This is a genomic window from Gordonia aurantiaca (assembly GCF_039939235.1).
In the GTDB taxonomy this organism is placed as follows: domain Bacteria; phylum Actinomycetota; class Actinomycetes; order Mycobacteriales; family Mycobacteriaceae; genus Gordonia.
Genome location: NZ_JBDUUF010000011.1, coordinates 72,376 through 97,316 on the forward strand (window position 1 = coordinate 72,376; position 24,941 = coordinate 97,316).

The 24,941-nt window shown below is 69.0% G+C and carries 17 protein-coding genes; 14 read left to right on the top strand and 3 right to left on the bottom strand.

Features of this window, described 5'->3' with window-relative positions; all coding sequences use genetic code 11:
* Nucleotides 1–5 precede the first annotated feature (5 nt).
* The 7 genes from ABFT43_RS19070 (at nt 6) to lgt (ending at nt 7,462) form a co-directional block, all read left to right on the top strand.
* Nucleotides 6–185: a tautomerase family protein gene (locus tag ABFT43_RS19070; protein ID WP_005196179.1), complete on the top strand. Its 180-nt coding sequence runs from the start codon at nt 6–8 to the stop codon at nt 183–185.
* A complete protein-coding gene (locus ABFT43_RS19075; protein WP_347961868.1) occupies nt 182–1,774 on the top strand; it encodes an anthranilate synthase component I in 1,593 nt (530 codons plus the stop codon). The genes ABFT43_RS19070 and ABFT43_RS19075 overlap by 4 nt, the downstream gene beginning before the upstream one ends.
* Nucleotides 1,771–2,553 carry a TIGR02234 family membrane protein gene (locus ABFT43_RS19080; protein WP_457590185.1) on the top strand — a complete coding sequence of 261 codons (783 nt, stop codon included), beginning with the start codon at nt 1,771–1,773 and terminating at the stop codon, nt 2,551–2,553. The genes ABFT43_RS19075 and ABFT43_RS19080 overlap by 4 nt, the downstream gene beginning before the upstream one ends.
* A 170-nt stretch (nt 2,554–2,723) precedes the next feature.
* A complete protein-coding gene (trpC, locus tag ABFT43_RS19085) occupies nt 2,724–3,542 on the top strand; it encodes an indole-3-glycerol phosphate synthase TrpC (RefSeq protein WP_347961869.1) in 819 nt (272 codons plus the stop codon).
* 61 nt (nt 3,543–3,603) lie between these two features.
* Nucleotides 3,604–4,923 carry a tryptophan synthase subunit beta gene (gene trpB, locus ABFT43_RS19090; protein ID WP_347961870.1) on the top strand — a complete coding sequence of 440 codons (1,320 nt, stop codon included), beginning with the start codon at nt 3,604–3,606 and terminating at the stop codon, nt 4,921–4,923.
* Complete coding sequence (gene trpA, locus ABFT43_RS19095) at nt 4,920–5,729, top strand: tryptophan synthase subunit alpha (RefSeq protein ID WP_347961871.1); 810 nt, start codon at nt 4,920–4,922, stop codon at nt 5,727–5,729. Before trpB ends, trpA begins: the two co-directional genes overlap by 4 nt.
* Nucleotides 5,730–5,779: 50 nt before the next feature.
* A complete protein-coding gene (gene lgt, locus ABFT43_RS19100; RefSeq protein ID WP_347961872.1) occupies nt 5,780–7,462 on the top strand; it encodes a prolipoprotein diacylglyceryl transferase in 1,683 nt (560 codons plus the stop codon).
* 109 nt (nt 7,463–7,571) lie between these two features.
* On the opposite strand, the gene ABFT43_RS19105 is transcribed toward lgt, so the two are convergent.
* Nucleotides 7,572–8,918, bottom strand: coding sequence for a CPBP family intramembrane glutamic endopeptidase (locus ABFT43_RS19105; protein WP_347961873.1), 1,347 nt, complete (start codon nt 8,916–8,918; stop codon nt 7,572–7,574).
* Between the two features lie 373 nt (nt 8,919–9,291).
* On the opposite strand from ABFT43_RS19105, the gene gltB reads away from it, so the two are divergent.
* From gltB to ABFT43_RS19140, 7 genes are all read left to right on the top strand, one after another.
* On the top strand, nt 9,292–13,863 hold the full coding sequence (gltB, locus tag ABFT43_RS19110) for a glutamate synthase large subunit (RefSeq protein ID WP_347961874.1): 4,572 nt from the start codon (nt 9,292–9,294) through the stop codon (nt 13,861–13,863).
* Nucleotides 13,856–15,361 carry a glutamate synthase subunit beta gene (locus ABFT43_RS19115; protein WP_347961875.1) on the top strand — a complete coding sequence of 502 codons (1,506 nt, stop codon included), beginning with the start codon at nt 13,856–13,858 and terminating at the stop codon, nt 15,359–15,361. The genes gltB and ABFT43_RS19115 overlap by 8 nt, the downstream gene beginning before the upstream one ends.
* Nucleotides 15,362–15,533: 172 nt before the next feature.
* Nucleotides 15,534–16,958, top strand: a complete 1,425-nt coding sequence (pyk, locus tag ABFT43_RS19120; protein WP_347961876.1) for a pyruvate kinase — start codon at nt 15,534–15,536, stop codon at nt 16,956–16,958.
* A gap of 81 nt (nt 16,959–17,039) precedes the next feature.
* Complete coding sequence (locus tag ABFT43_RS19125; RefSeq protein WP_347961877.1) at nt 17,040–17,918, top strand: acyl-CoA thioesterase; 879 nt, start codon at nt 17,040–17,042, stop codon at nt 17,916–17,918.
* 10 nt (nt 17,919–17,928) lie between these two features.
* Entirely contained in the window at nt 17,929–18,429 is a 501-nt protein-coding gene (locus ABFT43_RS19130; protein ID WP_347961878.1) for a hypothetical protein, read from the top strand.
* Nucleotides 18,430–18,773: 344 nt separating this feature from the next.
* Nucleotides 18,774–20,750, top strand: a complete 1,977-nt coding sequence (locus ABFT43_RS19135) for an ABC transporter ATP-binding protein/permease (protein ID WP_347961879.1) — start codon at nt 18,774–18,776, stop codon at nt 20,748–20,750.
* 111 nt (nt 20,751–20,861) lie between these two features.
* Nucleotides 20,862–22,700, top strand: a complete 1,839-nt coding sequence (locus ABFT43_RS19140; protein ID WP_347961880.1) for an AMP-dependent synthetase/ligase — start codon at nt 20,862–20,864, stop codon at nt 22,698–22,700.
* A 6-nt stretch (nt 22,701–22,706) separates the two neighbouring features.
* Here the strand turns inward: ABFT43_RS19140 and eutC are convergent, their stop codons facing one another.
* Together eutC and ABFT43_RS19150 are read right to left on the bottom strand one after the other, a co-directional pair.
* Nucleotides 22,707–23,504, bottom strand: a complete 798-nt coding sequence (eutC, locus tag ABFT43_RS19145) for an ethanolamine ammonia-lyase subunit EutC (RefSeq protein WP_006899589.1) — start codon at nt 23,502–23,504, stop codon at nt 22,707–22,709.
* An 11-nt stretch (nt 23,505–23,515) separates the two neighbouring features.
* Complete coding sequence (locus tag ABFT43_RS19150; protein ID WP_347961881.1) at nt 23,516–24,925, bottom strand: ethanolamine ammonia-lyase subunit EutB; 1,410 nt, start codon at nt 24,923–24,925, stop codon at nt 23,516–23,518.
* Between the last annotated feature and the right edge of the window lie 16 nt (nt 24,926–24,941).

Sequence of the window (24,941 nt, forward strand, 5' to 3'; positions counted from 1 at the left end):
GCTGTATGCCCCTCATCCAGATCTCGCAGACACCCGGACTCTCCGACCGCGTCAAGCGCGAGACGATCGCGGCGGTGACCGAGGCGTACGCCAAGGCCACCGGCAAGAACCCGGACTCGGTCTGGGTGACGATCACCGAGGTACCCCGTACCCAGTGGGGCGTCGGCGGCGAGCCGCTCGGATGACCGGCGTGACGTCCGCGACCGGAGCTCACACGACGAGCCTCGAGGAGTTCCTCGACCTCGCCCGCGACCACCGCGTGGTGCCGGTGACGCGCAAGGTCCTCGCCGACTCGGAGACACCGCTGTCGGCGTACCGGAAGCTCGCCGGCGACCGTCCGGGCACCTTCCTGCTCGAATCGGCGGAGAACGGCCGCTCCTGGTCGCGCTGGTCCTTCATCGGTGCGGGTGCGCCGTCGGCCCTGACCGTCGTCGACGGACAGGCGCATTGGTGGGGGTCGGTGCCGGTCGGCGCCCCCGAGGGCGGCGACGCGCTGGCGGTGCTCGCCGAGTCGTTGCGCATCCTCAAGACCGATCCGCTGCCCGGGATGCCGCCGCTGACCGGCGGATTTGTCGGGTTCATGGCCTACGACATGGTGCGCCGCCTCGAGCGTCTCCCGGAGACGACCGTGGACGACCTCGGCCTGCCGGACCTGATGATGGTGCTGGCCACCGACCTGGCCGCCGTCGACCACCACGAGGGCACGATCACCCTGATCGCCAACGCGGTGAACTGGGACGGCTCCGACGAGCGGGTCGAGCAGGCCTACGCCGACGCGGTGGCACGCCTGGACCGGATGACCGAGGCGCTCGCCGCGCCCGCGCCGTCGACCGTGTCGGTGTTCGACCGGCCCGAGCCGGACTACACCGCGCAGCGCACGCTGGAGGAGTACAGCGAGATCGTCACCAGCCTGGTCGGTGAGATCGAGGCCGGCGAGGCGTTCCAGGTGGTGCCGTCGATGCGCTTCGAGATGGACACCGAGGCCGATCCGCTCGACGTCTACCGCGTGCTGCGGGCCTCCAACCCGAGCCCGTACATGTACCTGCTGCGGATGCCGGGCACCGAGGCCGAGAGCGACACCGCCGCACCCGACGCGATCGCGCGCAAGCCGTTCACCATCGTCGGCAGCAGTCCCGAGGCGCTCGTCACCGTCGCCGACCGGGTCGCGACGACCCATCCGATCGCCGGCACGCGCTGGCGCGGGGCGACCGAGGAGGAGGATCAGCTGCTCGGCAAGGGCCTGCTCGAGGACGAGAAGGAGAACGCCGAGCACCTCATGCTGGTCGACCTCGGTCGCAACGACCTCGGCCGCGTCTGCGTGCCGGGCACGGTGAAGGTCAGCGACTACCGGCACATCGAGCGCTACAGCCACGTCATGCACCTGGTCTCGACCGTGTCGGGTACCTTGCGCGAGGACAAGCACGCCCTCGACGCGGTGACCGCGTGCTTCCCGGCGGGGACCCTCACCGGCGCGCCGAAGGTGCGCGCGATGGAACTGATCGACGAGCACGAGAAGACGCGGCGAGGCCTGTACGGCGGCATCGTCGGCTACCTCGACTTCGCCGGCAACGCCGACACCGCGATCGCCATCCGCACCGCACTGCTCGCGCGCGGCAAGGCCTACGTCCAGGCCGGTGGCGGCGTGGTCGCCGACAGCCGGCCCGAGTACGAATACAACGAGGCCCGCAACAAGGCCACCGCGGTCCTCAACGCGGTGGCCGCGGCGTCGACGATGCGCCGGGTGGGCGAGAACCCGGCGGAGGAGCAGTCGTGACCCCTGCCGAACAACCGGCCGGACAACCCGCCGACCAGCCCACCGCGAAGTCGGGCGCCGACACCGCGGCCAGGCCGTCACGGCGGCCGCAATTGGTCGCCGCGATCCTGATGGCGGCGACCGCGGCGGCGTTCTGGGGTGCGAGCCGGCTCACCTGGGCGACCGTCTCCGCCGAGGACGGCCTGTCGCCGCAGCGCGCGTTCGACGTCACGGGTGCCGACTGGAGCCCCTGGCTGACCCCGCTGGCACTGGTCTACCTCGCAGGGATCGTCGCGGTGCTCGCGGTGCGGGGCTGGGCGTTACGCGTCGTAGCGATCCTGGTCGCAGTCGGCGGCGTGCTCGCCGCGTTCCCGGCGGTCTCGCTGCTCACCAGCGGCGGAGACTCGGACTACGCCGCGGAGGCCGGCGACATCCCCGACCGGTACGTCGTGCTCTTCGTGGACGCCAGGACGCCGCCCGCCCTGCTCGTGCTCCTGGGCACCGCATGCGCCGTCGCCGCCGCGGTGATGCTGCTGCGGGTGGCGCGCGGCGCGGCGTCGACGTCGAAGTACACGACCCCCGCGGCGCGACGCGAGAAACTCGAGAAGGAGATCTTCGCCGAGCACGAGCGTCGCAAGCGGGCCGAGGCCGCGGAGAAGACCGGCTCCGGGTCCGGCGACGACGCCGCGAAGGGCAGCACCGACGACCAGGGATCGACAGGGGCGAACGAGCGCATGATGTGGGACGCTCTCGACACCGGCATCGACCCCACCGATCCGACCGACCCCGACGCCCGCTGAGCGCGCGACGGGTGGGAATCGTGCGGCAGGCGGTGTGAGATGCAGGTAACACCCGACACGGCGTCGTCGCCGCTGCGGTGTCGTCTCGGATCGGCGAACCCGGCCGTGGGTCGAGAGGTCGCCCGGTCTACCCTGAGAGCACACGACTAGCGAAAGGGAGCGGAGTCGCTGTGAGCATGCCCAACGTTCTCGAGTCGATCATCGAGGGAGTCAAGGCCGACGTCGCCGCGCGCGAATCGGTCGTCGACTTCGACGCGGTAAAGGCTGCCTCCGCCAAGGCCCCCGCTCCCCGGGATGTCATGGCGGCGCTGCGCCAGCCGGGTATCGGGGTGATCGCCGAGGTCAAACGCGCCAGCCCATCGAAGGGTGAATTGGCCTCCATCGGTGATCCCGCCGAGCTGGCCAAGGCCTACGAGGAGGGCGGCGCCCGCATCATCAGCGTGCTGACCGAGGAGCGCCGCTTCCACGGATCGCTCGCCGATCTCGACGCCGTTCGCGCGGCCGTGGACATCCCGGTCCTGCGTAAGGACTTCATCGTGGGTCCGTACCAGATCCACGAGGCCCGCGCCCACGGCGCCGACGTCATCCTGCTGATCGTCGCCGCCCTCGAGCAGAACGTGCTGGCGTCGCTGCTCGACCGCACCGAGAGCCTCGGGATGACCGCTCTCGTGGAGGTCCATACCGAGGAGGAAGCCGACCGCGCCCTCGAGGCCGGTGCATCGGTGATCGGCGTGAACGCCCGCAACCTCAAGACCCTCGAGGTCGACCGCGACACCTTCGCCCGCATCGCCCCCGGTCTGCCGACCGAGGTCATCCGGGTCGCGGAGTCCGGTGTGCGTGGCACCGCCGACCTGCTGGCCTACGCCGGCGCCGGCGCCGACGCCGTCCTGGTCGGGGAGGGGCTGGTCACCAGTGGTGACCCGCGCGCCGCGGTGCGTGAGCTCGTCACCGCCGGCACCCACCCGTCGTGCCCGAAACCTGTTCGCTGACAAACGATCCGGGGCCGTGTTCGGTCCATGTCGTCGTCGGCCCGATCGACTGTGAGATGTTGTGACCGCCCACCCTGATTCCCCCGAAACCACCGTTCTGCCCCCGGCGTCGACCGGGTTGACGACCCGTACGTCGATCGAGCCCGACGAGGGCGGCCACTTCGGCGTCTACGGCGGCCGGCATGTGCCGGAGGCCCTGATGGCCGTCATCGACGAGGTCACCACGACCTACTTCAAGGTCCGCAACGACGACGACTTCCTCGCCGAACTCGACCGGCTGCAGCGCGACTACGCCGGCCGTCCGTCGCCGCTGTACGAGGCCACGCGACTCGCAGAGTACGCCGGGGGAGCGCGCATCTTCCTCAAGCGTGAGGACCTCAACCACACCGGCTCGCACAAGATCAACAACGTTCTCGGACAGGCGCTTCTCGCCAAGCGCATGGGCAAGACCCGCGTCATCGCCGAGACCGGCGCCGGTCAGCACGGCGTCGCCACGGCGACCGCCTGCGCGCTGCTGGGCATGGAGTGCGTGATCTACATGGGGCGAGTCGACACCGACCGCCAGGCCCTCAACGTCGCCCGGATGCGCCTGCTCGGCGCGGAGGTCGTCGCCGTCGACAACGGCTCGGCCACCCTCAAGGACGCGATCAACGAGGCCATGCGCGACTGGGTCACCAACGCGCACAACACCTATTACTGTTTCGGCACCGCCGCCGGACCGCACCCGTTCCCGGTCATGGTCCGCGACCTGCAGCGCGTCGTCGGCCTCGAGGCGCGGGCGCAGATCCTCGACAAGACGGGACGCCTGCCCGATGCCGTGACCGCTTGCGTCGGTGGCGGTTCCAATGCCATCGGCATCTTCCACCCGTTCATCGACGACGAGGGTGTCCGCCTCGTCGGTTTCGAGGCAGCAGGCGACGGCGTCGAAACCGGCCGTCACGCGGCGACATTCACCGGCGGCACCCCCGGTGCCTTCCAGGGCGCGTACTCGTACCTGCTGCAGGACGAGGACGGCCAGACGATCGAATCCCATTCGATCTCGGCGGGTCTCGACTACCCGGGCGTCGGTCCCGAGCATGCTCACCTCAAGGACATCGGCCGCGCCGAGTACCGGCCGATCACCGACACCGAGGCGATGGACGCGCTCGCGCTGCTGAGCCGTCGCGAGGGCATCATCCCGGCCATCGAGTCGGCGCACGCTGTGGCCGGCGCGCTGAAGCTGGGCGAGGAACTCGGCGAGGGCTCGATCATCGTCGTCAGCCTCTCCGGCCGCGGCGACAAGGACGTCGACACCGCCGCACGCTGGTTCGGGCTCTTCGATCCGCCGCCGTCGCAGAACGAGGCCGGCGTGACCGGCGGACAGCAGGGAGGACAGGCATGAGTGCGGACGTCTTCGCGTCCAAGACGGGACCGATCTTCGCGAAGTGCCGCGAGGAGAACCGCGCCGCCCTCATCGGCTACCTGCCCGTCGGCTTCCCGACCGTCGACGAGTCGCTGACCTCGTTCAAGACGATGGTCGAGGCGGGCTGCGACATCATCGAGGTCGGCGTGCCCTACTCCGACCCGGTGATGGACGGCCCGACCATCCAGGAGGCCGCCGACATCGCGCTCACCAACGGGGTGCGGGTCCGCGACGTGTTCAAGGCCGTGGAGGCGATCGCCTCCGCCGGCGGCAACGCCGTCGTCATGAGCTACTGGAACCCGGTGCTGCAGTACGGCGTCGACAACTTCGCCCGCGACCTGGCGAACGCCGGTGGTTCCGGGGTCATCACGCCCAACCTCATCCCCGAGGAGGGCGGCGCGTGGCACGAGGCGTCGGACCAACACGACCTCGACCGCATCTACCTGGTCGCTCCCTCGTCGACCAACGAACGCATCGCGCTCACCGTCGACGCCTCCCGCGGCTTCGTCTACGCGGCGTCGACGATGGGTGTCACCGGCGCCCGTGACGCGGTGTCGGACATGGCGCCCGAGCTGTGCGCCCGGGTGCGCGCGTACTCCGACATCCCGATCGGCGTCGGCCTCGGCGTCCGCAACCGTGCGCAGGCCGCGCAGATCGCCTCGTACTCCGACGGCGTCATCGTCGGTTCGGCGCTGGTCACGGCGGCCAAGGCCGGTCAGGATCGCCTGGCCGCGCTGACCGCAGAACTCGCCGAGGGCGTGCGCTCGCGTCACGCCGCGGTCTGACACGCTGCTGACCCGACCGTCCTGACGCCGACGTCGGTTAGGGTGACACCGTGATGGCGCCGACTTCGACGATGCTGGCCTACATTCCCAGTCCGCCCCAGGGCGTGTGGAATCTCGGACCGTTCCCGCTGCGCGCGTACGCGCTCTGCATCATCGTGGGGATCATCGTCGCGGTCTGGTGGGGCAACCGACGCTGGGTCGCGCGCGGCGGTCAGGAGGGCGAGGTCCTCGACGTCGCCATCTGGGCCGTGCCGTTCGGTCTCCTCGGCGGGCGCCTCTACCACCTGATCACCGACTGGCGGACCTACTTCGGCGCCGACGCCCCGAAGGACCCGATAGACGCGATCCGGATCTGGGACGGTGGTCTCGGAATCTGGGGTGCGGTGGCACTCGGCGCGGTCGGCGCCTGGATCGGAGCGCGCCGGAACGGGATCCGCCTGCCCGCCTTCGGCGACGCGATCGCGCCGCCGATCCTGCTCGCCCAGGCCATCGGTCGCCTCGGCAACTACTTCAACCAGGAGCTGTACGGCCGCGAGACCACATTGCCGTGGGGCCTGAAGATCTACGAGCGCGTCAACGACTCCGGGTACGCCGATCCCGGCCTGATCGACGGGGTCTCGAACGGCGTCGTCGTCGCGGTCGTGCAGCCGACCTTCCTCTACGAACTGCTGTGGAACGTCCTGGTCGTGATCGCGCTGGTGCTCATCGACCGGCGCTTCCGCATCGGCCACGGCCGCCTGTTCGCGCTCTACATCGCCGGCTACTGCCTGGGCCGCTTCTTCATCGAGATGCTGCGCGACGACCGCGCCGCCGTCGCCAACTACATCGCAGGCATCCGGCCCAATCTGTTCACCGCCGCGATCGTGTTCGCATGCGCTGTCGTCTACTTCGTCGTGGCGCCGAAGGGTCGCGAACAGGGTTTGGAGATGTACCACCCCGAACGGGCCGCCGAACTCGAGGAGCAGGGCGTCGCCGGCTACGTCGACGACTGGTACGAGGAGAGCTGGGACGCCGAGGATCTCGACGCCGACACCGAGGTGGTCGACAGCGCCGGCCTCGAACCGACGGCCGCCGGCCCCGAGGACGTGCACGCTGCGGAGACGGTCGAGATCGAACCCGAGGGTGCCGACGACGAGACTGTCGAGGTCGTGTCCGGCATCGAGGCCACCGAATCGGAGGCCGGTGAAGCGGAGGTCGCCGTGTCGGAGCCCTCCGCCGAGGCTGAGGCGACGAAATCCGAGGCGACGGGGTCCGAGGCGACGGAGTCCGGGGCGACGGGGTCTGAAGCGACGGGGTCCGAGGCGACGGGGTCCGAGGCGACCGGTTCTGGAGCCGCCGAACCGAAGTCCACCGAACCCGAGGCCCTCGCGCCGGACGCCGATCTGACGGAGGCCGATGCGTCGGGGGCCGATGCGTCGGGGGCCGAGATGGTCGAGGACGGGGGAGACGCCGAGGCTACCCAGACCTCTTCCGTTGCGGAATCCGAGGCGGAGCACGGCGACGCCGAACCGGCCGCGTCACCGGATGCCGGCACGGAGTCCGCGGACGAAGCCCGTGACGAAGACGCCCTCGGCGAGGAGGCCTCCGCAACCGGCGACACCCCGGACGGCGACACCCCGGATGGCAGCACCCCGGACGGCAGCATCGCGGACAGCAGCATCGCGGACGACGGCGACCCGACCGAGGGATCTGCGGCGAGAGGATCTGTGGGGAGCGAACCCGACAAGGACTGACCGGCGACTCCTCGGGGCGGTGCACCCCTTTCGCCGGCGTCGTGGCCAGTCGGCGTCGTGGTCGGTCGTCGTCGGAATCAGTCGTCGTCGGAATCAGTCGTCGTCGTAATCAATCGTCGGCGGACGAGCGGTCCCGAACGTGGTCGAGACCGAGAACCCTCCAGCGACCGTCCGACCCCCGCTGCAGGGTCAACCGACGCACGACCTCCGCTCGCCCCGGGCCCTCGGGCCCCAACACGTCGACGCCGACGAATCCGGCGGCGGACCCCGCTGCGTCGGATTCCGCTGTGCCGGACCCTGCTGTGCCGGACCCTGCTGTGCCGGGCCCCTCGGCGCCTGAGCCTTCGCCGTCGGACTCCTCGGCGCCCGGCTCACCCGCACGGTATCCGTCGGCCACGCTCAACGAGCGCGCCGGCGGCAGGCCGCGCAACTCCCGCGCGACTGCATCGAAATCCCAGGTCGACGGGTTCACGGTCAGCTCGGCGAGGGCCCGCGGGAACCGGTCGCGCGCCGCGAGGGCCACCCACCAGAGGTGGGCCGTCGCGAGGGGATCCCGTCGCGACGTGTCGGCCGGATCGGGATGGAGTGCGAGCCACAGCGTCCGCAGCGAGGTCGTCGGGGTCATGGGCAGGGCCGGGCTGCGATACCACCGCGGGTCCATCGCGAACGCCACCGCGAACAATGCCAGGGCGACCCCGATCATCACGAGGTCGGTCATCAGGTCGCCGCCGAAGACGATGCCCTGCAGATTCCACGCGACGTGCAGCGCGATGAGCGCGCCCAGCAGACGGATGTCGGGCCAGCGCCAGTAGACGACCGCGACGCAGAGCGCCCAGGGAGCGAGCCACCACACGCCCGCGTACCCGTAATAGAGGTGGTAGGCCATGCGGGCCGCGACCAGGACGGGGATCGCGACGCGTCCCGGGACGCGGTAGAAGCGCATGACCGTGACCGGGGCCGCCACGGCGAGGATCTCCTCGCCGATCCCGGCGGCCAGGGAATCGATGACGTCGGTCGTCACGGTGGCATCCGGTGTGTCGAACCAGTTGAGGAGTCCGAGCCGGTTGACGAGGGGAATCGTCACGACCCCCTCGACGAAGAAGGCGAGCGCCACGATCCCCGCGGCGCCGAGGACGGTCTCCGTGGGTGCCCGGGTCGACGACCACGGCCACCGTCCCGGCGAAGGCCACCGCGGGCGACGCACCCGCAACGCCGCGAGGACGCAGGAGACGCCGAGAATCGTCCACACGAACCACGTGACGGATGTCGCAACCGATGCCGAGAGCTCGGCGACGGTCCCCGATCGCCCGGCGTGGCGCAGCGAGTCGACGATCCCCTCCGCGAACACGAGGAGATAGACGGTCACCACCGATCCGATCGCGGTACCCGCTTGTGCCAGACGGGTATTGGCCACCAGCCGGCGCCGTGCGTCTCCCCGGCCGTCGTCGAGCAGCATCGCTGAAAACTAACAAAAGACCGCTTGTCGGCGAGTCGTTCACGTGGTGTCGTGGTATTCGTCACGACGGAACGGAGGTGACGAAGTTGACTCCGGTCGCGATTCTCACAGCCGACGAACACCGGCGTTCGGGGTGGCGTTCGGATAGGATCGGAAATCACCGACGCGCGATCTCCCTCCGCCCGGTACCGCCCGCCTCGACGCTCGCAGCGATGGTCATGATGTCCGCAGCCACGCCCGTCGCGACGGTTTCGACTCAGCCCGGTACCGATCTCGGCACGGTCACTCGCTCGCCGCGCAATTACTCCTCGGGCCAGCGCTGTCCCAGTGGACACTCAGCAGCGATCCGATTTCTCGGATCGAGGAGGTAGTGATGCTGTTTTCTGCACTCCCGGCCAAGCAGGGGCTGTACGACCCCGTGCTCGAGTCCGATTCGTGTGGCGTCGCCATGGTGACCGACATTCATGGTCGCCGTTCGCATTCGATCGTCTCCGACGGGCTGCTGGCCCTGGAGAACCTCGAACACCGCGGTGCCGCCGGCGCCGAGGCCAACAGCGGCGACGGCGCCGGCATCCTCATCCAGCTGCCCGACGAGTTGTTGCGCGCGACCGTGGACTTCGAGCTGCCCGCACCCAACGCGAACGGGGACCACACCTACGCGGCCGGTATCTGCTTCCTGCCGATGGACCCGGGGTTGCGGGAGAAGGCGATCGAACGTGTCGAGTCGCTGGCCGCGGCGGAGGGCGTCACCATCCTCGGCTGGCGCGACGTCCCGGTCGACCACGAGCACGCCGACATCGGCAAGACCGCCGTCGAGTGCATGCCGTACATGAGGCAGCTCTTCGTGACCGTCGACCCCGAACCGGGCGCCGAGCGGATCGGCGGCCTCGACCTCGACCGCCACATCTATCCGTTCCGCAAGCAGGCCGAGCGGGTCACGCCGGAGATCGAGGAGGCGGGCACCGGGCTGTACTTCCCGTCGCTGTCGAGCCGCACGATGGTCTACAAGGGCATGCTGACCACGATGCAGCTGCCGCTGTTCTACGCGGACCTGCGCGACGAGCGGTGCACGAGCGCGATCGCGATCGTCCACTCGCGCTTTTCCACCAACACCTTCCCGTCGTGGCCGCTGGCGCACCCGTTCCGGTTCGTCGCCCACAACGGCGAGATCAACACCGTCCGTGGCAACCGCAACCGCATGCGGGCCCGGGAGGCGCTGCTCGAGACCGACCTCATCCCGGGCGATCTCAAGCGTGCGTTCCCCATCTGCACCCCGCACGCGTCCGACTCGGCGTCGCTCGACGAGGTGCTCGAGCTGTTGCATCTCGGCGGCCGGAGCGTGCCGCACGCGGTGATGATGATGGTCCCGGAGGCGTGGGAGAACGTCCCCGACATGGACCCCAAGCGTCGCGCGTTCTTGCAGTTCCACGCGTCGCTGATGGAGGCGTGGGACGGCCCGGCATGCGTCACCTTCACCGACGGCACGGTCGTCGGCGCGGTCCTCGACCGCAACGGCCTGCGGCCCGGACGTTGGTGGCAGACGCGCGACGGACGCATCATCCTCGCCTCGGAGGCGGGCGTGCTCGACGTCCCGGTGGGCGACGTGATCAGCAAGGGCCGGCTCGAACCGGGCCGGATGTTCCTCGTCGACACGGCCCGGGGGCGGATCATCCCGGACGAGGAGATCAAGGGCGAGCTGATGAACGCCGAGGCGTATGACGAGTGGCTCTACGCCGGCCTGCTCGACATCCGGACGCTGCCCGAGCGCCCGGTCTACAAGCCCAACCACGACACCGTCGTGCGGCGCCAGGTGTCCTTCGGCTACACCGAGGAGGACCTCCGGGTGCTCCTCACCCCGATGGCGGCATCGGGTTACGAGCCCCTCGGCTCGATGGGCACCGACACCCCGATCGCGGTGCTCTCGCGCCGGTCACGGCTCCTCTACGACTACTTCGTCGAGCTGTTCGCGCAGGTGACCAACCCGCCGCTGGACGCGATCCGCGAGGAGATCGTCACCTCGATGGAGCGCGTCATGGGGCCCGAGCAGAACCTGCTCAACCCGACCGCGGCGTCGTGCCGGCAGATCCTGCTGCACTGGCCGGTGCTCGACAACGCCGACCTCGCCAAGCTCGTCCACATCAACGACGACGGCGACCACCCCGGTCTGTCGGCCAAGGTGCTGCGCGCACTCTACGAGGTCGACAAGGGCGGCGAAGGTCTCCGCGCGGCGCTGGAGGACCTGCGCCATCGCGCGAGCCAGGCGATCGCCGAGGGACACAGCACCCTGGTGATCTCCGACCGCCGCAGCGACAAGGACCATGCTCCGATCCCGTCGTTGCTCGCGGTCTCGGCGGTCCACCACCACCTGGTGCGGACCAAGGAGCGCACACGCGTGGCGCTGGTCGTCGAATCGGGCGACGCCCGCGAGGTCCATCACATCGCGACCCTCATCGGTTTCGGCGCCGCCGCGGTCAATCCATATCTGGCGCTCGAGACCATCGAGGACCTGATCGCCGAGGGCGAGCTGACCGGTGTCACGCCGTCCAAGGCGTTCCGCAACTACATCGAGGCGCTCGGCAAGGGCGTGCTCAAGGTGATGAGCAAGATGGGCATCTCGACCATCGGCTCCTACACCGCGTCGCAGGCGTTCGAGGCCGTCGGCCTGTCGGCGGAGGTGGTGCAGGAGTACTTCACCCGCACCGTCACCCAGATCGGTGGCGTCGGGCTCGACGAGATCGCCGAGGAGGTCGCGATCCGGCACCGCCGGGCGTTCCCGGAGAACCCGACCGAACAGGTCTACCGCCGGCTCGAGGTGGGCGGCGAGTACCAGTTCCGCTGCGAGGGCGAACTGCACGTGTTCACCCCGGAGACGATCTTCCTGCTGCAGCACGCCACCAAGACCGGCCGGGACGACATCTTCCAGAAGTACTCCGACGAGGTGAACCGCCTGCAGCGCGAGGGTGGCACGCTGCGCGGGCTGTTCGAGTTCGATCTCGCCGAGCGCGAACCGGTCCCGCTCGAGGAGGTGGAGCCGGTCGAGGAGATCATGAAGCGTTTCAACACCGGCGCCATGAGCTACGGTTCGATCTCCGCGGAGGCCCACGAGACGATCGCGATCGCGATGAACCGCATCGGCGGCCGATCGAACTCCGGCGAGGGCGGCGAGGACGTCGACCGCCTCTACGACCCGGAACGGCGCAGCGCGGTCAAGCAGGTCGCGTCCGGCCGGTTCGGCGTGACGAGCGACTACCTCATCAACGCCACCGACATCCAGATCAAGATGGCGCAGGGCGCGAAACCCGGTGAGGGCGGCCAGCTTCCGGCGTACAAGGTGTACCCGTGGATCGCCAAGACGCGGCACTCGACGCCGGGCGTCGCCCTGATCTCGCCGCCGCCGCACCACGACATCTACTCGATCGAGGACCTGGCGCAGCTGATCCACGACCTGAAGAACGCCAACCCGCAGGCGCGCATCCACGTGAAGCTCGTCAGCGCGGTCGGTGTCGGCACGGTCGCGACCGGCGTCTCGAAGGCGCACGCCGACGTCGTGCTCATCTCCGGGCACGACGGCGGTACCGGTGCCTCGCCGCTCACCTCGCTCAAGCACGCGGGCACCCCGTGGGAGATCGGCCTGGCCGACGCCCAGCAGACGCTGATGCTCAACGGCCTCCGCGACCGCATCACCGTCCAGTGCGACGGTGCGCTGCGCACCGGCCGCGACGTGATCATGGCGGCGCTGCTCGGCGCGGAGGAGTACGGCTTCTCCACCGCGCCGCTGATCGTCGAGGGCTGCATCATGATGCGCGTGTGCCATCTCGACACATGTCCGGTCGGGGTCGCCACACAGAACCCGGAGCTCCGAGCGCGGTTCACCGGACGGGCCGAGCACCTGGTGAACTTCTTCCGGTTCATCGCCGAGGACGTGCGGAAGTACCTGGCGCAGCTCGGCTATCGCACGCTCGACGAGGCGATCGGCCAGTCGCACCGTCTGCACATGGACGCCGCCCTCGCGCACTGGAAGTCCAAGGGCCTCGATTTGACCCCGATCTTCCGCAAGGTCGAGGGCAAGGGCCCGAGCCGGCGGGTGCGCGGCCAGGAGCACGGGCTCGAGCGCGCGCTCGACCAGACGCTCATCCAGCTCGCCGAGGGCGCCCTCGAGGACGCCCACCCCGTCACGCTGGAACTGCCGGTGCGCAACGTCAACCGCACCGTCGGAACGCTCCTCGGTTCCGAGGTGACCAAGCGCTACGGCGCCGAGGGGCTGCCCGAGGACACGATCGTGGTGAAACTGGAGGGGTCGGCAGGTCAATCGCTGGGCGCGTTCCTGCCGCCGGGCATCACGATCAAGCTCACCGGCGACACCAACGACTATGTCGGCAAGGGCCTGTGCGGCGGCAAGATCGTCGTCGCACCGCACCCGGACTCGCTCTTCGTGGCCGAGGATCAGGTCATCGCGGGCAACACGATCCTCTACGGCGCGACCTCCGGCGAGGTGTTCCTGAGAGGCCGTGTGGGGGAGCGGTTCTCGGTCCGCAACTCGGGTGCGACCGCCGTCGTCGAGGGAGTGGGAGACCACGCCTGCGAGTACATGACCGGCGGCCGTGTGGTGGTGCTGGGCCCGACCGGCCGCAACCTGGCCGCGGGCATGTCCGGCGGCATCGCCTACGTCCACGACCTCGATGAGTCGAAGGTCAACACGGCGATGGTCGAGCTGATGAAGCCCGACCCCGACGACCTCGAGTGGCTGAAGGCCATCATCGCCAAGCACACCGAGCTCACCGGTTCGGCGATCGGCGCGTCGATCCTGGCCGACTGGCCGCGCCGCTGCCTGGCCTTCACCAAGGTCATGCCCACCGATTACAAGCGTGTCCTCGACGCGGCCCGCATGGCCGAAGCCGAAGGGCGCGATGTCGATTCAGCGATCATGGAGGCGGCACGTGGCTGATCCGCGCGGGTTCCTGGAAGTCCCGAAGAAGGAGGCGAAGTACCGTCCCGTCGCCGAACGGATCCAGGACTGGGACGACGTCTACGCACACCCCGACGACCCGGCCAAGGAGTTGGCGGAGGTCAGCACCCAGGCACGCCGGTGCATGGACTGCGGAATCCCGTTCTGCCACTCGGGAACCGCCGGCTGCCCGTTGGGCAACCTGATCCCGGAGTGGAACGACCTGGTCCGCCGCGGCCGCTGGGACGCGGCGAGCGCCCGCCTGCACGCCACGAACAACTTCCCGGAGTTCACCGGCATGGTGTGTCCCGCACCGTGTGAGGCGGCGTGCGTGCTGTCGATCAACGAGAAGGTCACCGGCGGCAGTGTGACCATAAAACGCATCGAGAAGACCATCGCCTACGAGTCGTGGGCCGAGGGGCTCATCGGTCCCGAGCCGCCCGCGGCGAAGACCGGCAAGTCGGTGGGCGTCGTCGGTTCCGGCCCGGCGGGTCTGGCCGCGGCACAGCAGCTCACACGCGCCGGGCACGACGTGACCGTGTACGAGCGCGACGACCGGCTCGGTGGCCTGCTGCGCTACGGCATCCCCGAGTACAAGCTGCAGAAGAGCGACATCGACCGCCGCATCGCCCAGATGCGCGCCGAGGGCACCGAGTTCGTCGTCAACTGCGACGTCGGCACCGACCTGTCGGTGGAGGACCTGAGGGCCAGACACGACGCGGTGGTGCTCGCCATCGGCGCCATGGAGGCGCGCGACAACCCGGTTCCCGGGCGTGATCTCAACGGCGTTCATCTCGCGATGGAGCACCTCGTCGCGGCCAACCGCGAGTGCGAGGGCGACGGCCCGTCGCCGATCACCGCGGCCGGTAAGCACGTGGTCATCATCGGCGGCGGTGACACCGGCGCGGACTGTCTCGGCACCGCGCACCGTCAGGGTGCGGCGTCGGTGGTGCAGCTCGACTACAACCCCGAGCTGCCCGGTGAACGCGACGACAGCCGCTCGCCGTGGCCGACCTGGCCGCTGATCATGCGCACCTCCAGCGCGCACGCCGAGGGCGGTGAGCGCCGCTATCAGGTTGCGGTGCAGCGCTTCATCGGCGACGAAGCGGGCAACGTCACCAAGATGGTGCTCGCCGAGGTGAAGGTGCAGCGCGACGCCGACGGCAACCGGGAGATCATCCCGATCAGCGAGGAGTTCGAGATACCTTGCGAGCTCGCGCTTTTCGCGATCGGCTTCACCGGCGTCCGACGGACCGAGCTGCTCGACGACCTCGGGATCGAGCCGAACAGGCGCGGTGCGATCTCCTGCGGCAGTGACTGGCAGACCGATGCCCCCGGCGTTTTCGTGTGCGGTGACGCCCACCGCGGTGCGTCGCTCGTGGTGTGGGCGATCGCCGAGGGACGGTCGGCGGCGCGCGCCGTCGACGAATTCCTCGTCGGCTCCTCCGATCTGCCCTCGCCGGTCCGGCCGGCGACTCTTCCGCTGGCGGTGCGCTGACTCCCGTCGCGCGTGTTCTCCCTCGTCGGGGAGGACACGCGCGGGAGAAAATGTGACGCGAAAGCCGTACCGGCAAGTAGCCGTGTGTCACCTGCACGGACACCGGACGGCCCCGCGGCGGCGGGCCGGTCGGCACGTGGAGATGCACCTTCGACGGGACTAAGGTGATGTTGTGACACGGCGAACCAAGATTGTCTGCACCCTGGGTCCTGCGACTTCCAGCGACGAGCGCCTCAAGGAGCTCGTCGCTGCGGGTATGGACGTGGCCCGGATGAACTTCAGCCACGGCAAACACGAGGACCATGCTGCCGTGTATGCCCGGGTGCGCAAGGCATCCGACGAGGCGGGAAAGGCGGTCGGCATCCTCGCCGACCTGCAGGGCCCCAAGATCCGGCTGGGCCGTTTCGACGGCTGCGACGGCGCCACGGTCTGGGAGACCGGTGAGCAGGTCCGGATCACCGTCGAGGACGTGACCGGCGACCACGACCGCGTCTCGACCACCTACAAGCAGCTCTCCCGGGACGCCAAGCCCGGCGACCGGCTGCTCGTCGACGACGGCAAGGTCGGCCTGAAGGTCGCCGCGATCGAGGGCGACGACGTGGTCTGCACCGTCACCGAGGGCGGGCCGGTCAGCAACAACAAGGGCCTGTCCCTGCCGGGCATGAGCGTCTCGGTCCCCGCGCTGAGCGAGAAGGACATCGACGACCTCGAGTTCGCCCTCGAACTGGGCGTCGACCTGGTGGCGCTGTCGTTCGTGCGCAGCCCGTCGGACATCGAACTCGTCCACGAGGTCATGGACCGCGTCGGCCGTCGCGTGCCGGTCATCGCGAAGCTGGAGAAGCCCGAGGCCATCGAGAATCTCGAGGCGATCGTCCTCGCTTTCGACGCGATCATGGTCGCCCGCGGCGACCTCGGCGTGGAGCTGCCGCTGGAGGAGGTGCCGCTCGTCCAGAAGCGCGCCATCCAGATGGCCCGCGAGAACGCCAAGCCGGTCATCGTCGCCACCCAGATGCTCGACTCGATGATCGAGAACTCGCGCCCGACCCGTGCGGAGGCGTCCGACGTCGCGAACGCGGTGCTCGATGGTGCGGACGCGGTCATGCTGTCCGGCGAGACCTCGGTCGGCAAATACCCGCTCGAGACCGTCCAGACCATGGACCGGATCTGTCGCGCGGTCGAGACCGGCCCGCGCGACGTGCCGCCGCTGTCGCACGTGCCCCGCACCAAGCGCGGCGTGATCTCCTACGCCGCCCGCGACATCGGCGAGCGACTGGAGGTCAAGGCCCTCGTCGCGTTCACCCAGTCCGGCGACACCGTCCGGCGTCTGGCGCGTCTGCACTCGCGGCTGCCGCTGTTGGCATTCACCCCGACCCAGGAGGTTCGCAGCCAGCTCGCGCTGAGTTGGGGCACCGAGACCTTCATCGTCGACCACGTGGACACCACCGACCACATGATCGACCAGGTCGACCACCAGTTGCTGGAGATCGGCCGCCTGGAGAGGGGCGACGTCGTGGTCATCGTCGCCGGCGCCCCGCCCGGCACGGTGGGTTCGACCAACATGATCCACGTCCACCGCATCGGCGAACAGGATCACTGACCACCTCGACCCGAGCCGCCGGAACCGGGCCGCTCGGGTCGGTGCATCCGCGGACCGCGACCGGTCACTAGGGTGTGTGGCATGACCGTGGAACAGACCGGGGATCTCGGCAAGCTGCTCGAACTGCTCGACGTCGACAGGCAGGACGACGACCTGTTCATCGGGCACCACCCCGAGCAGGTCACCGCGCGCACGTTCGGGGGACAGCTCCTGGGCCAGGGCGTGGTCGCGGCGTCGCGCACCCTCACCCGCGGCAACCCGCCCATCCACGCGCTGCACGCGCACTTCATCCGTGGCGGCGACGTCAGCAAGCCGATGGAGTACCACGTCGACCGGTTCCGCGACGGCAAGTCCTTCGCCAACCGGCAGGTGACCGCCAAACAGGACGGCGAAGAGATCTTCACGATGCTGGTGGCCTTCCAGGACAACAGCGCAGGCCTCGAGCATGCGGTCGAGATCCCGCAGGTGCCCTACCCCGAGGAACTGCCGCCTCTCGGTGAGCATTTCAAGGGATACGAGGATCAGATCGCGACATTCGTGAACGCCTTGCACCCCATCGACATCCGCTTCGCCAACGAGCCGTCGTGGAAGGCGAAGGAGGCGGGCAAGAAGCTCACCGACAACCGGGTCTGGATGAAGGCCGACGGCGTGATGCCCGACGACCCCGTGATGCACGTCGCCGCAATGTGTTACGCGTCGGACACCACGGTTCTCGACTCGATCATCACCACCCACGGCCTGTCGTGGGGCCTCGACCGGCTGTTCGCCGCGACGGTCAACCATTCGATGTGGTTCCACCGCGAGTTCCGGTTCGACGACTGGCTTCTCTACGCGACCCGGTCGCCGGTGGCCACCGGCTCGCGCGGCCTGGCGTCGGGCCGATTCTGGATGCGCGACGGCACGCTCGCGACGTCGGTCGTGCAGGAGGCGCTGATCAAGTACTTCCCGCCGCGGAAGTGAAGCGACTCCCATGACGGGACAGGACCATCCGGCGCACCCGGTCACCCGGCACGGGGCGCCGACGCACGAGATGTGGCTCGATCCGGGACCACGGTTGCCGCGGCGCAGCTGGCAACGCAAGACGAGGGTGCCGGTCATCATCGGCACGGTCCTCGCGATGAGCCTGCTCGCCGTCCTGGCGATCGGTGCCCTGGTCGTCGGTGCGGTGTCCACCCCGACCCTCACCGCGAAGGGCGGGGTGGTCGTCGACTGTGCATCGCAGACCGCGGAGATCCCCGGCGGTAGCCCGATCGCCCGCGGCACCCGGGTCGTCATCTACGACGCCACCGGTGGCGAGGTGGCCAAGACCTCGCTGACCGAGTTCGTCCGAAGCGATGTGGGCTGCGAGCTGACCTTCGAGGTGGACGGCGTCGAGTATGCGGACGCCGGGTACGTCGTCCGCGTCGGCGACCGGTTCACCCAGACGGCATCGGCGGCCGCGTTGCAGCAGGGTGTGGTCCTGCGTCCCTAGGGCTGCGGGCCCGCGTCGTCCCACGGGAGATCGCGGCCTTCTCCGGTGGCCGGTCGCCGCCGGCGGGCTCCGGCAACCGGACCGACACCGGTGCGGCCACCGCCGGATCTCCCGCCAGAACACATTCGCTGATGAGTCCCACCACATCCGGTCCTGACGTATGAACCGTCAGGGACGTTGCGGGTCGGTTGACCGGACAGCAGGTGTGGGTCGGGTTAGACTTCGCCGGATCAGTGTTGGGCCCGGATCCGTTGTGTCGACCCGAAGTTCGACTTCAACATCTGCATCCGGGTCGCGTCGCGAGCCGGTCCGCCGGTCGCGGCGTGCGACGGTAGGGAGCGTACGTGGAGTACAGCAGAGACTGGGGCAACGAGATCTGGGAGAGCCTTGAGTGGCTCGGCATCGCCACCGGAATCGCGCTGGCGGCGATCCTGGTCATTGGCTTCCTGCTCGCCAGGTTCAGCCGGTGGGGCAGGCCGTTGTGGCGGATCATCGGGGGCTACTTCACCGAGCACGCCACCCGCGTCCGATCCTGGGTCTTCGTCGTGCTCCTGACGGCGCTGGCACTGGCGGGTGTGCGGGTCACGGTGCTGTTCTCGTACTTCAGCCGGGACCTGTTCAACGGCCTGCAGACCGCAGCCGAGTCGTTCTCCCTGTCCGGGGACCAGGGGTCCCAGGTGCTGGAGCAGGGCAAGGAGATGTTCTGGCATTCGATGGCCCTGTTCGGCATCCTGGCCGCGATCCACGTGGTGCGGACGATGGTGGAGATCTACGTCGGTGCCGCCTTCGAGATCGACCTGCGCAAGTGGATGACCGCCGGTGCCGCCGCGGACTGGATGGAAGGCCGCGCGTTCTATCGGAACCGCTTCGTCGACCTCGGCGGCGTGTTGGCACGCAGCATCCTCCCGTTCCGCCGCCGGACCCCGTCTCGCAAGGTCACCGACATCCACCCCGGTGTGGACAACCCGGACCAACGCATCCAGGCCGACATCACGAATGTCGCGTCGGTGGGCTCGGGACTCTTGTGGGGCGGCGGAGGGTCGTCGACCAACGGTGTGATCACCGCACTGGCCTCGATCGTGTCGTTCACCCAGATCCTGTGGGAGCTGTCCGGGCCGGTGACGATCTTCGGCGTGGAGATCCCGCGCATGATGATGTGGCTGGTCCTGACCTACGTCCTGGTGACCTCGGTGATCGCCTTCCTGGTCGGCCGTCCGCTCATCCGACTCAACTTCTGGCAGGAACGCCTCACCGCGAACTTCCGCTACGCACTGGTCCGCGTGCGCGACGGCGCCGAGAACATCGCCTTCTACCGGGGCGAGAAGGTCGAGCACCAGGGCTTGATGGCACGCTTCGCCGAGGTCATCAAGAACTATTGGCAGATCGTCTACGTCCGGATCGTCTTCGTCGGCTGGAATTTCATCGTCAGCCAAACCGCCGTGGTGTTCCCGTACCTGGTGCAGGCGCCGCGGTTCTTCGACGGCCAGATCAATCTTGGCGAGATGCAGCAGACGTCGTCGGCGTTCGGCGAGATGCACGACGCGCTCTCGTTCTTCCGGGAGTCGTACGACGACTTCACCGGGCTCCGGGCCTCGATCATCCGTCTCGACGGTCTCGCCGATGCGGATTCCAGGTCCCGCAAGATGTCCGAGATCAAGACCGTCGACCGTGACCGTGCGGTGCGTCTGGCCGACGTCGACGTGAAGACGCCCAGCGGTGACGAACTGATCCGCGGCCTGAACCTGGAGCTCGGCGCGGGCGATGCCCTCGTCGTCAAGGGACGGTCCGGGGCGGGCAAGACGACGCTGTTGCGCGGCCTGGCCGGCCTGTGGCCGTACATCGACGGCGAGTTCGCGCGTCCGGCGGGCAACAAGACGCTGTTCCTGTCGCAGATGCCCTACATCCCGCTCGGTGACCTGCGGACCGCCGTCGCCTACCCGGCGCTGCCCGACGAGGTCGGTGACGACGCGATCCGCGAGGCCCTGCAGAAGGTGTTCCTACCGCACCTCGTCGACCGTCTCTATGACGAGGAGGACTGGTCCAAGGTGCTGTCGCCGGGTGAGCAGCAGCGCGTCGCGTTCGCCCGCATCCTGCTCACCAGGCCGGAGGCGGTGTTCATGGACGAGGCCACCTCGGCGGTCGACGAGGGACTCGAATACGCGCTGTACCAGCTGATCCGGACCGAGCTGCCGGACACGATCATCGTGTCTGTCAGCCACCGCAGTACCACGGACCAACACCACACCCAGGTGCTGGAGCTGACCGGTGGCGGGAAGTGGACCGTGTCGCCGGTCGGTGCGACTCCGTCGCTCGACAAATAGTTGTGACCTGCAATTTTGCGTTCGGGTGACGTTTGATGTGATCCGACCGTCTCGGCCCCCTCGACTCGCTAATGTGGCGCACACCACATCCACTTCGTGAGTCGAGGGGCCATGACCGCAACGGACCTGATCACCTTTCCCCACGAGACCGGGGTCGACGTCGCGACCCTTCCCGCCGCGTTCCAGCAGACGATCACTGTGCGACCCGACGCGGTGGCGATCCGTACCGTCGGCGGCACACGGCAGATCACCTGGTCGGAGTACGGGACCCGGGTCGAGGCGATCGCCGGTGGTCTTGCCGCGCTGGGGATCTCGCGCGGCGACACGATCGGCATCATGCTCACCAACCGGCCGGAGTTCCACCTCGTCGACACCGCCGCGCTCCACCTCGGGGCGATCCCGTTCTCGATCTACAACACCAGTTCGCCGGACCAGGTCGAGTACCTGTTCGGCAACGCCGGGAACAAGGTCGTCATCACCGAGCAGGCGTTCCTCCCGGTGATCACCTCCGCGGCCTCCGGCGTCGAGAAGATCATCCTGGTCGACGGTGACACCGACGCCACGCTCTCCCTCGAGGAGGTCGAGCGACTCGCTTCGCCCGCGGGGTTCGACTTCGTAGCGTCATGGCAGGCGGTCGAGCCCGACGATCTCGCGACGCTCATCTACACCTCCGGGACCACCGGCCCGCCGAAGGGCGTCGAGATCACCCACCGCAACATCATCGCCGAGCTCGCGTCGCTCGCCGACATCGTCGACGCCGGGTTCGACGACCGGGCGATCTCGTATCTGCCGGCCGCCCACATCGCCGACCGGGTGTCCTCGCACGCGGCGAACATGGTGCGCGGCATCCAGCTCACCACCGTGCCCGACCCGCGGGAGATCGCCGCAGCGCTGCCCGAGGTGCGCCCGACCTTCTTCTTCGGGGTGCCGCGGGTGTGGCAGAAGATCCGGGCCGGCATCGAGGCGAAACTCGGCGAGGAGACCAGCCCCGTCAAGAAGGCCCTCGCGGGGTGGGCCCTCGGGATGGGGACCAAGGCCGCCGACGCCCGACTCGCCGGCCGCGAACTCGGTGTGCTGGACCGCATCGGACACGAACTGGCCGACAGGCTGATCCTGCACAAGGTGCGCGCCGCGCTCGGCCTCGACGAGGTGGACTTCGCCGGGTCGGGTGCTGCGGCGATCCCGCCCGAGGTGCTGAAGTTCTTCCTGGGCCTGGGTCTTCCGGTGCTCGAGGTCTGGGGCATGTCGGAGACGACGGGCGTCTCTACGATGACCACCCCGGACGACCTGAAGATCGGCACGGTGGGCAAGCCCATCCGCGGTATCGAGGTGAGACTCGCGGCCGACGGCGAACTGCTGGTCCGCGGTCCGGTCGTGATGAAGGGCTATCGAAAGCAGCCGGACAAGACGGCCGAGACCATCGACACCGACGGTTGGCTGGCCACCGGCGACATCGCCACCATCGACGCCGACGGGCACGTCACGATCGTCGACCGCAAGAAAGAACTGATCATCAACGAGTCCGGAAAGAACATGTCGCCCACCAACATCGAGAACACGATGAAGGCGGTGTCGTCGCTCATCGCTCAGGTCGTGGCGATCGGCGACGGCAAGCCCTATGTGTCGGCGCTGGTGGTGCTCGATCCCGAGGCCGTCGAGGCCTATGCCAAACGCCTGAACCTGGGGCAGGGTGGCTTCGCCGAATTGTCGTCCCATCCGGCGATCGTCGAGGAGATCACCGGGGCGATCCGGGAGGGCAACACCAGGCTCTCGCGGGTCGAGCAGGTGAAGCGGTTCACCATCGTGCCCACCGCATGGGATCCCGGCGGCGACGAACTGACACCCACGATGAAGTTGCGCCGCAACCCGATCGCGACGAAGTACGCCGCCGAGATCGGCGCGCTGTATGCGCCCGGGCCGAACGCATCTGTGGTCGACCTGCGTTCGTGACCGTTCTCAATCGGAGGTGATCGCACCCCGGTCGTCGACCGTGAGCGAGTCCTGACGCGACGTGTCCTTCAGGTCGACACCCGAGCGTCCCAGCTTTCGGGCTCCGTCGACGAGCGACGCCGCAACCCGTGCGGCCACCTCGTACTGCAGGCCGTCGGGCGGGTGGATGTTGGAGATGCAGTTGCGGTCGGCGTCGGTGCGGCCGGGTCTGGGCAGGTGCGTGAGATAGATGCCCAGGCTGTCGGCGACCGAGAGCCCCGGTCGTTCCCCGATGATCACCAGCAGAGTGGTCACGCCGAGGGTCTCGCCGATGTGGTCGCCGAGCGCGACCCGCGCCTGGGTGGCGACGACCGGTGGCGCGATGGTGTAGCGGCCGGCGAACGCGTCGAGCAGTGCGCCAAGCAGTCCGTGCGCATGGTCGACGACGGCTCGCGGCGAGAGTCCGTCGGCGATGACGATCCCGATCTCGGCATCGGAGCGAGGAATTCGCGACAGGTCCGCCGGCGTGCGCCCCAGGTCCGGCCGGCGCAGGTACTCGCTTCGCGTCGATGCCCGGCTCGTGACGATCACCGGGTCGTCGAGCCCGAGATCTGCGAGGGTCGCGGCGAACGCCTCTGCGTCGAGGGGGTCGTGCACCGCGTCGCGAGCCGCCGCATGCGCGGCCTGGAATTCGAGGACCCGTCGCGTCGGCAACGAGTTCCCGGCCCGGCCCAATCCGATGCGGGCCTGGGTGGTCCGTCGCAGCGGCGCCCACACATCGATGGTCGGATCATGCTCTGCCGGAACGTGTTCCGGGTCGGTCATCGTTCGGTCGCTCATCGTCCGGCCGCCAGGGGTAGCAGGGGAGAGGCCGCCGGGTCGACCGGGAGAATCCGGCCGTCGGCGTCGGCCATGCCGAGTCTTGCCAGCCATTCCTCGAACTCCGGCGCCGGACGCAGGCCGAGCGCCTGGCGCACGTACAGCGCGTCGTGGAACGCAAGACTCTGGTAGCCGAGCATCACGTCGTCGGCGCCCGGGACCGCGATGACGAAGGCCGCGCCCGCGACGCCGAGCAGGGTGAGGAGAGTGTCCATGTCGTCCTGGTCGGCCTCGGCATGATTGGTGTAGCAGACGTCGACGCCCATGGGCAGCCCGAGCAGCTTGCCGCAGAAGTGATCTTCGAGTCCGGCGCGGATGATCTGTTTGCCGTCGTAGAGGTACTCGGGACCGATGAACCCGACGACGGTGTTGACCAGCAGTGGATCGAGTGCACGTGCCACCGCGTATGCCCGCGCCTCGAGGGTCTGCTGGTCGACCGGCTTGCCGTCGGTGCCTAGGTGTGCACCCGCCGACAGTGCCGACCCCTGGCCGGTTTCCAGGTACATGACGTTGTCGCCGACGGTGCCGCGCTGCAACGAGCGGCCAGCCTCGTTGGCCTCCTGCAGGATCGACAGCGTCACGCCGAACGCGGCGTTGGCGCCCTCGGTACCGGCGATCGACTGGAAGACGAGATCGACCGGAACACCCTGTCCGATGAGGTCGACGGTCGTCGTGACATGCGACAACACGCATGACTGCATCGGGATCTCGTAGCGCCGGCGGATGTCGTCGAGCATGTGCAGCAGGTCGGCCGTCGTGCGCGGCGAGTCCGACGCCGGGTTGATCCCGATGACCGCGTCGCCGCATCCCATGAGCAGGCCGTCGAGTGTGGCGGCCGCGATCCCGCGCGGATCGTCGGTCGGATGGTTCGGCTGCAGACGCGTGGCGATCCGGCCCGGGAGGCCGATCGTCGTGCGGAAGGCGGAGGTCACCCGGATCGCCGCGGCGACCAGGATCAGGTCCTGGTTGCGCATGATCTTCGATGTCGCGGCGGCCATCTCCGGCGTCACCGCAGGGGAGATGCGGGCGATCCGCTCCGCCGCGTCGGGCCTGGTCGAGGTCTCCAGCAGCCAGTCGCGGAACCCGCCGACGGTGAGGTGTGAGATCTCGGTGAACGCCTGCCGGTCGTGCGTGTCGACGATCAGTCGCGTCACCTCGTCCGACTCGTACGGAACGAGCAGGTCCTCGAGGAACGTCGACAGCGGGACGTCCGCCAACCGCCATGCGGCAGCCGCACGTTCGGCGTCGGATGAGGCGGCGCAGCCCGCGAGTTCGTCGCCCGACCGTCGCGGTGTGGCCTTTGCCATGAGTTCGACGAGGCCGTCGAACTCATACGTCGTCCCGGAGATCGTCTGCGTGTACCTCATCGAAGGTCCTCACGGC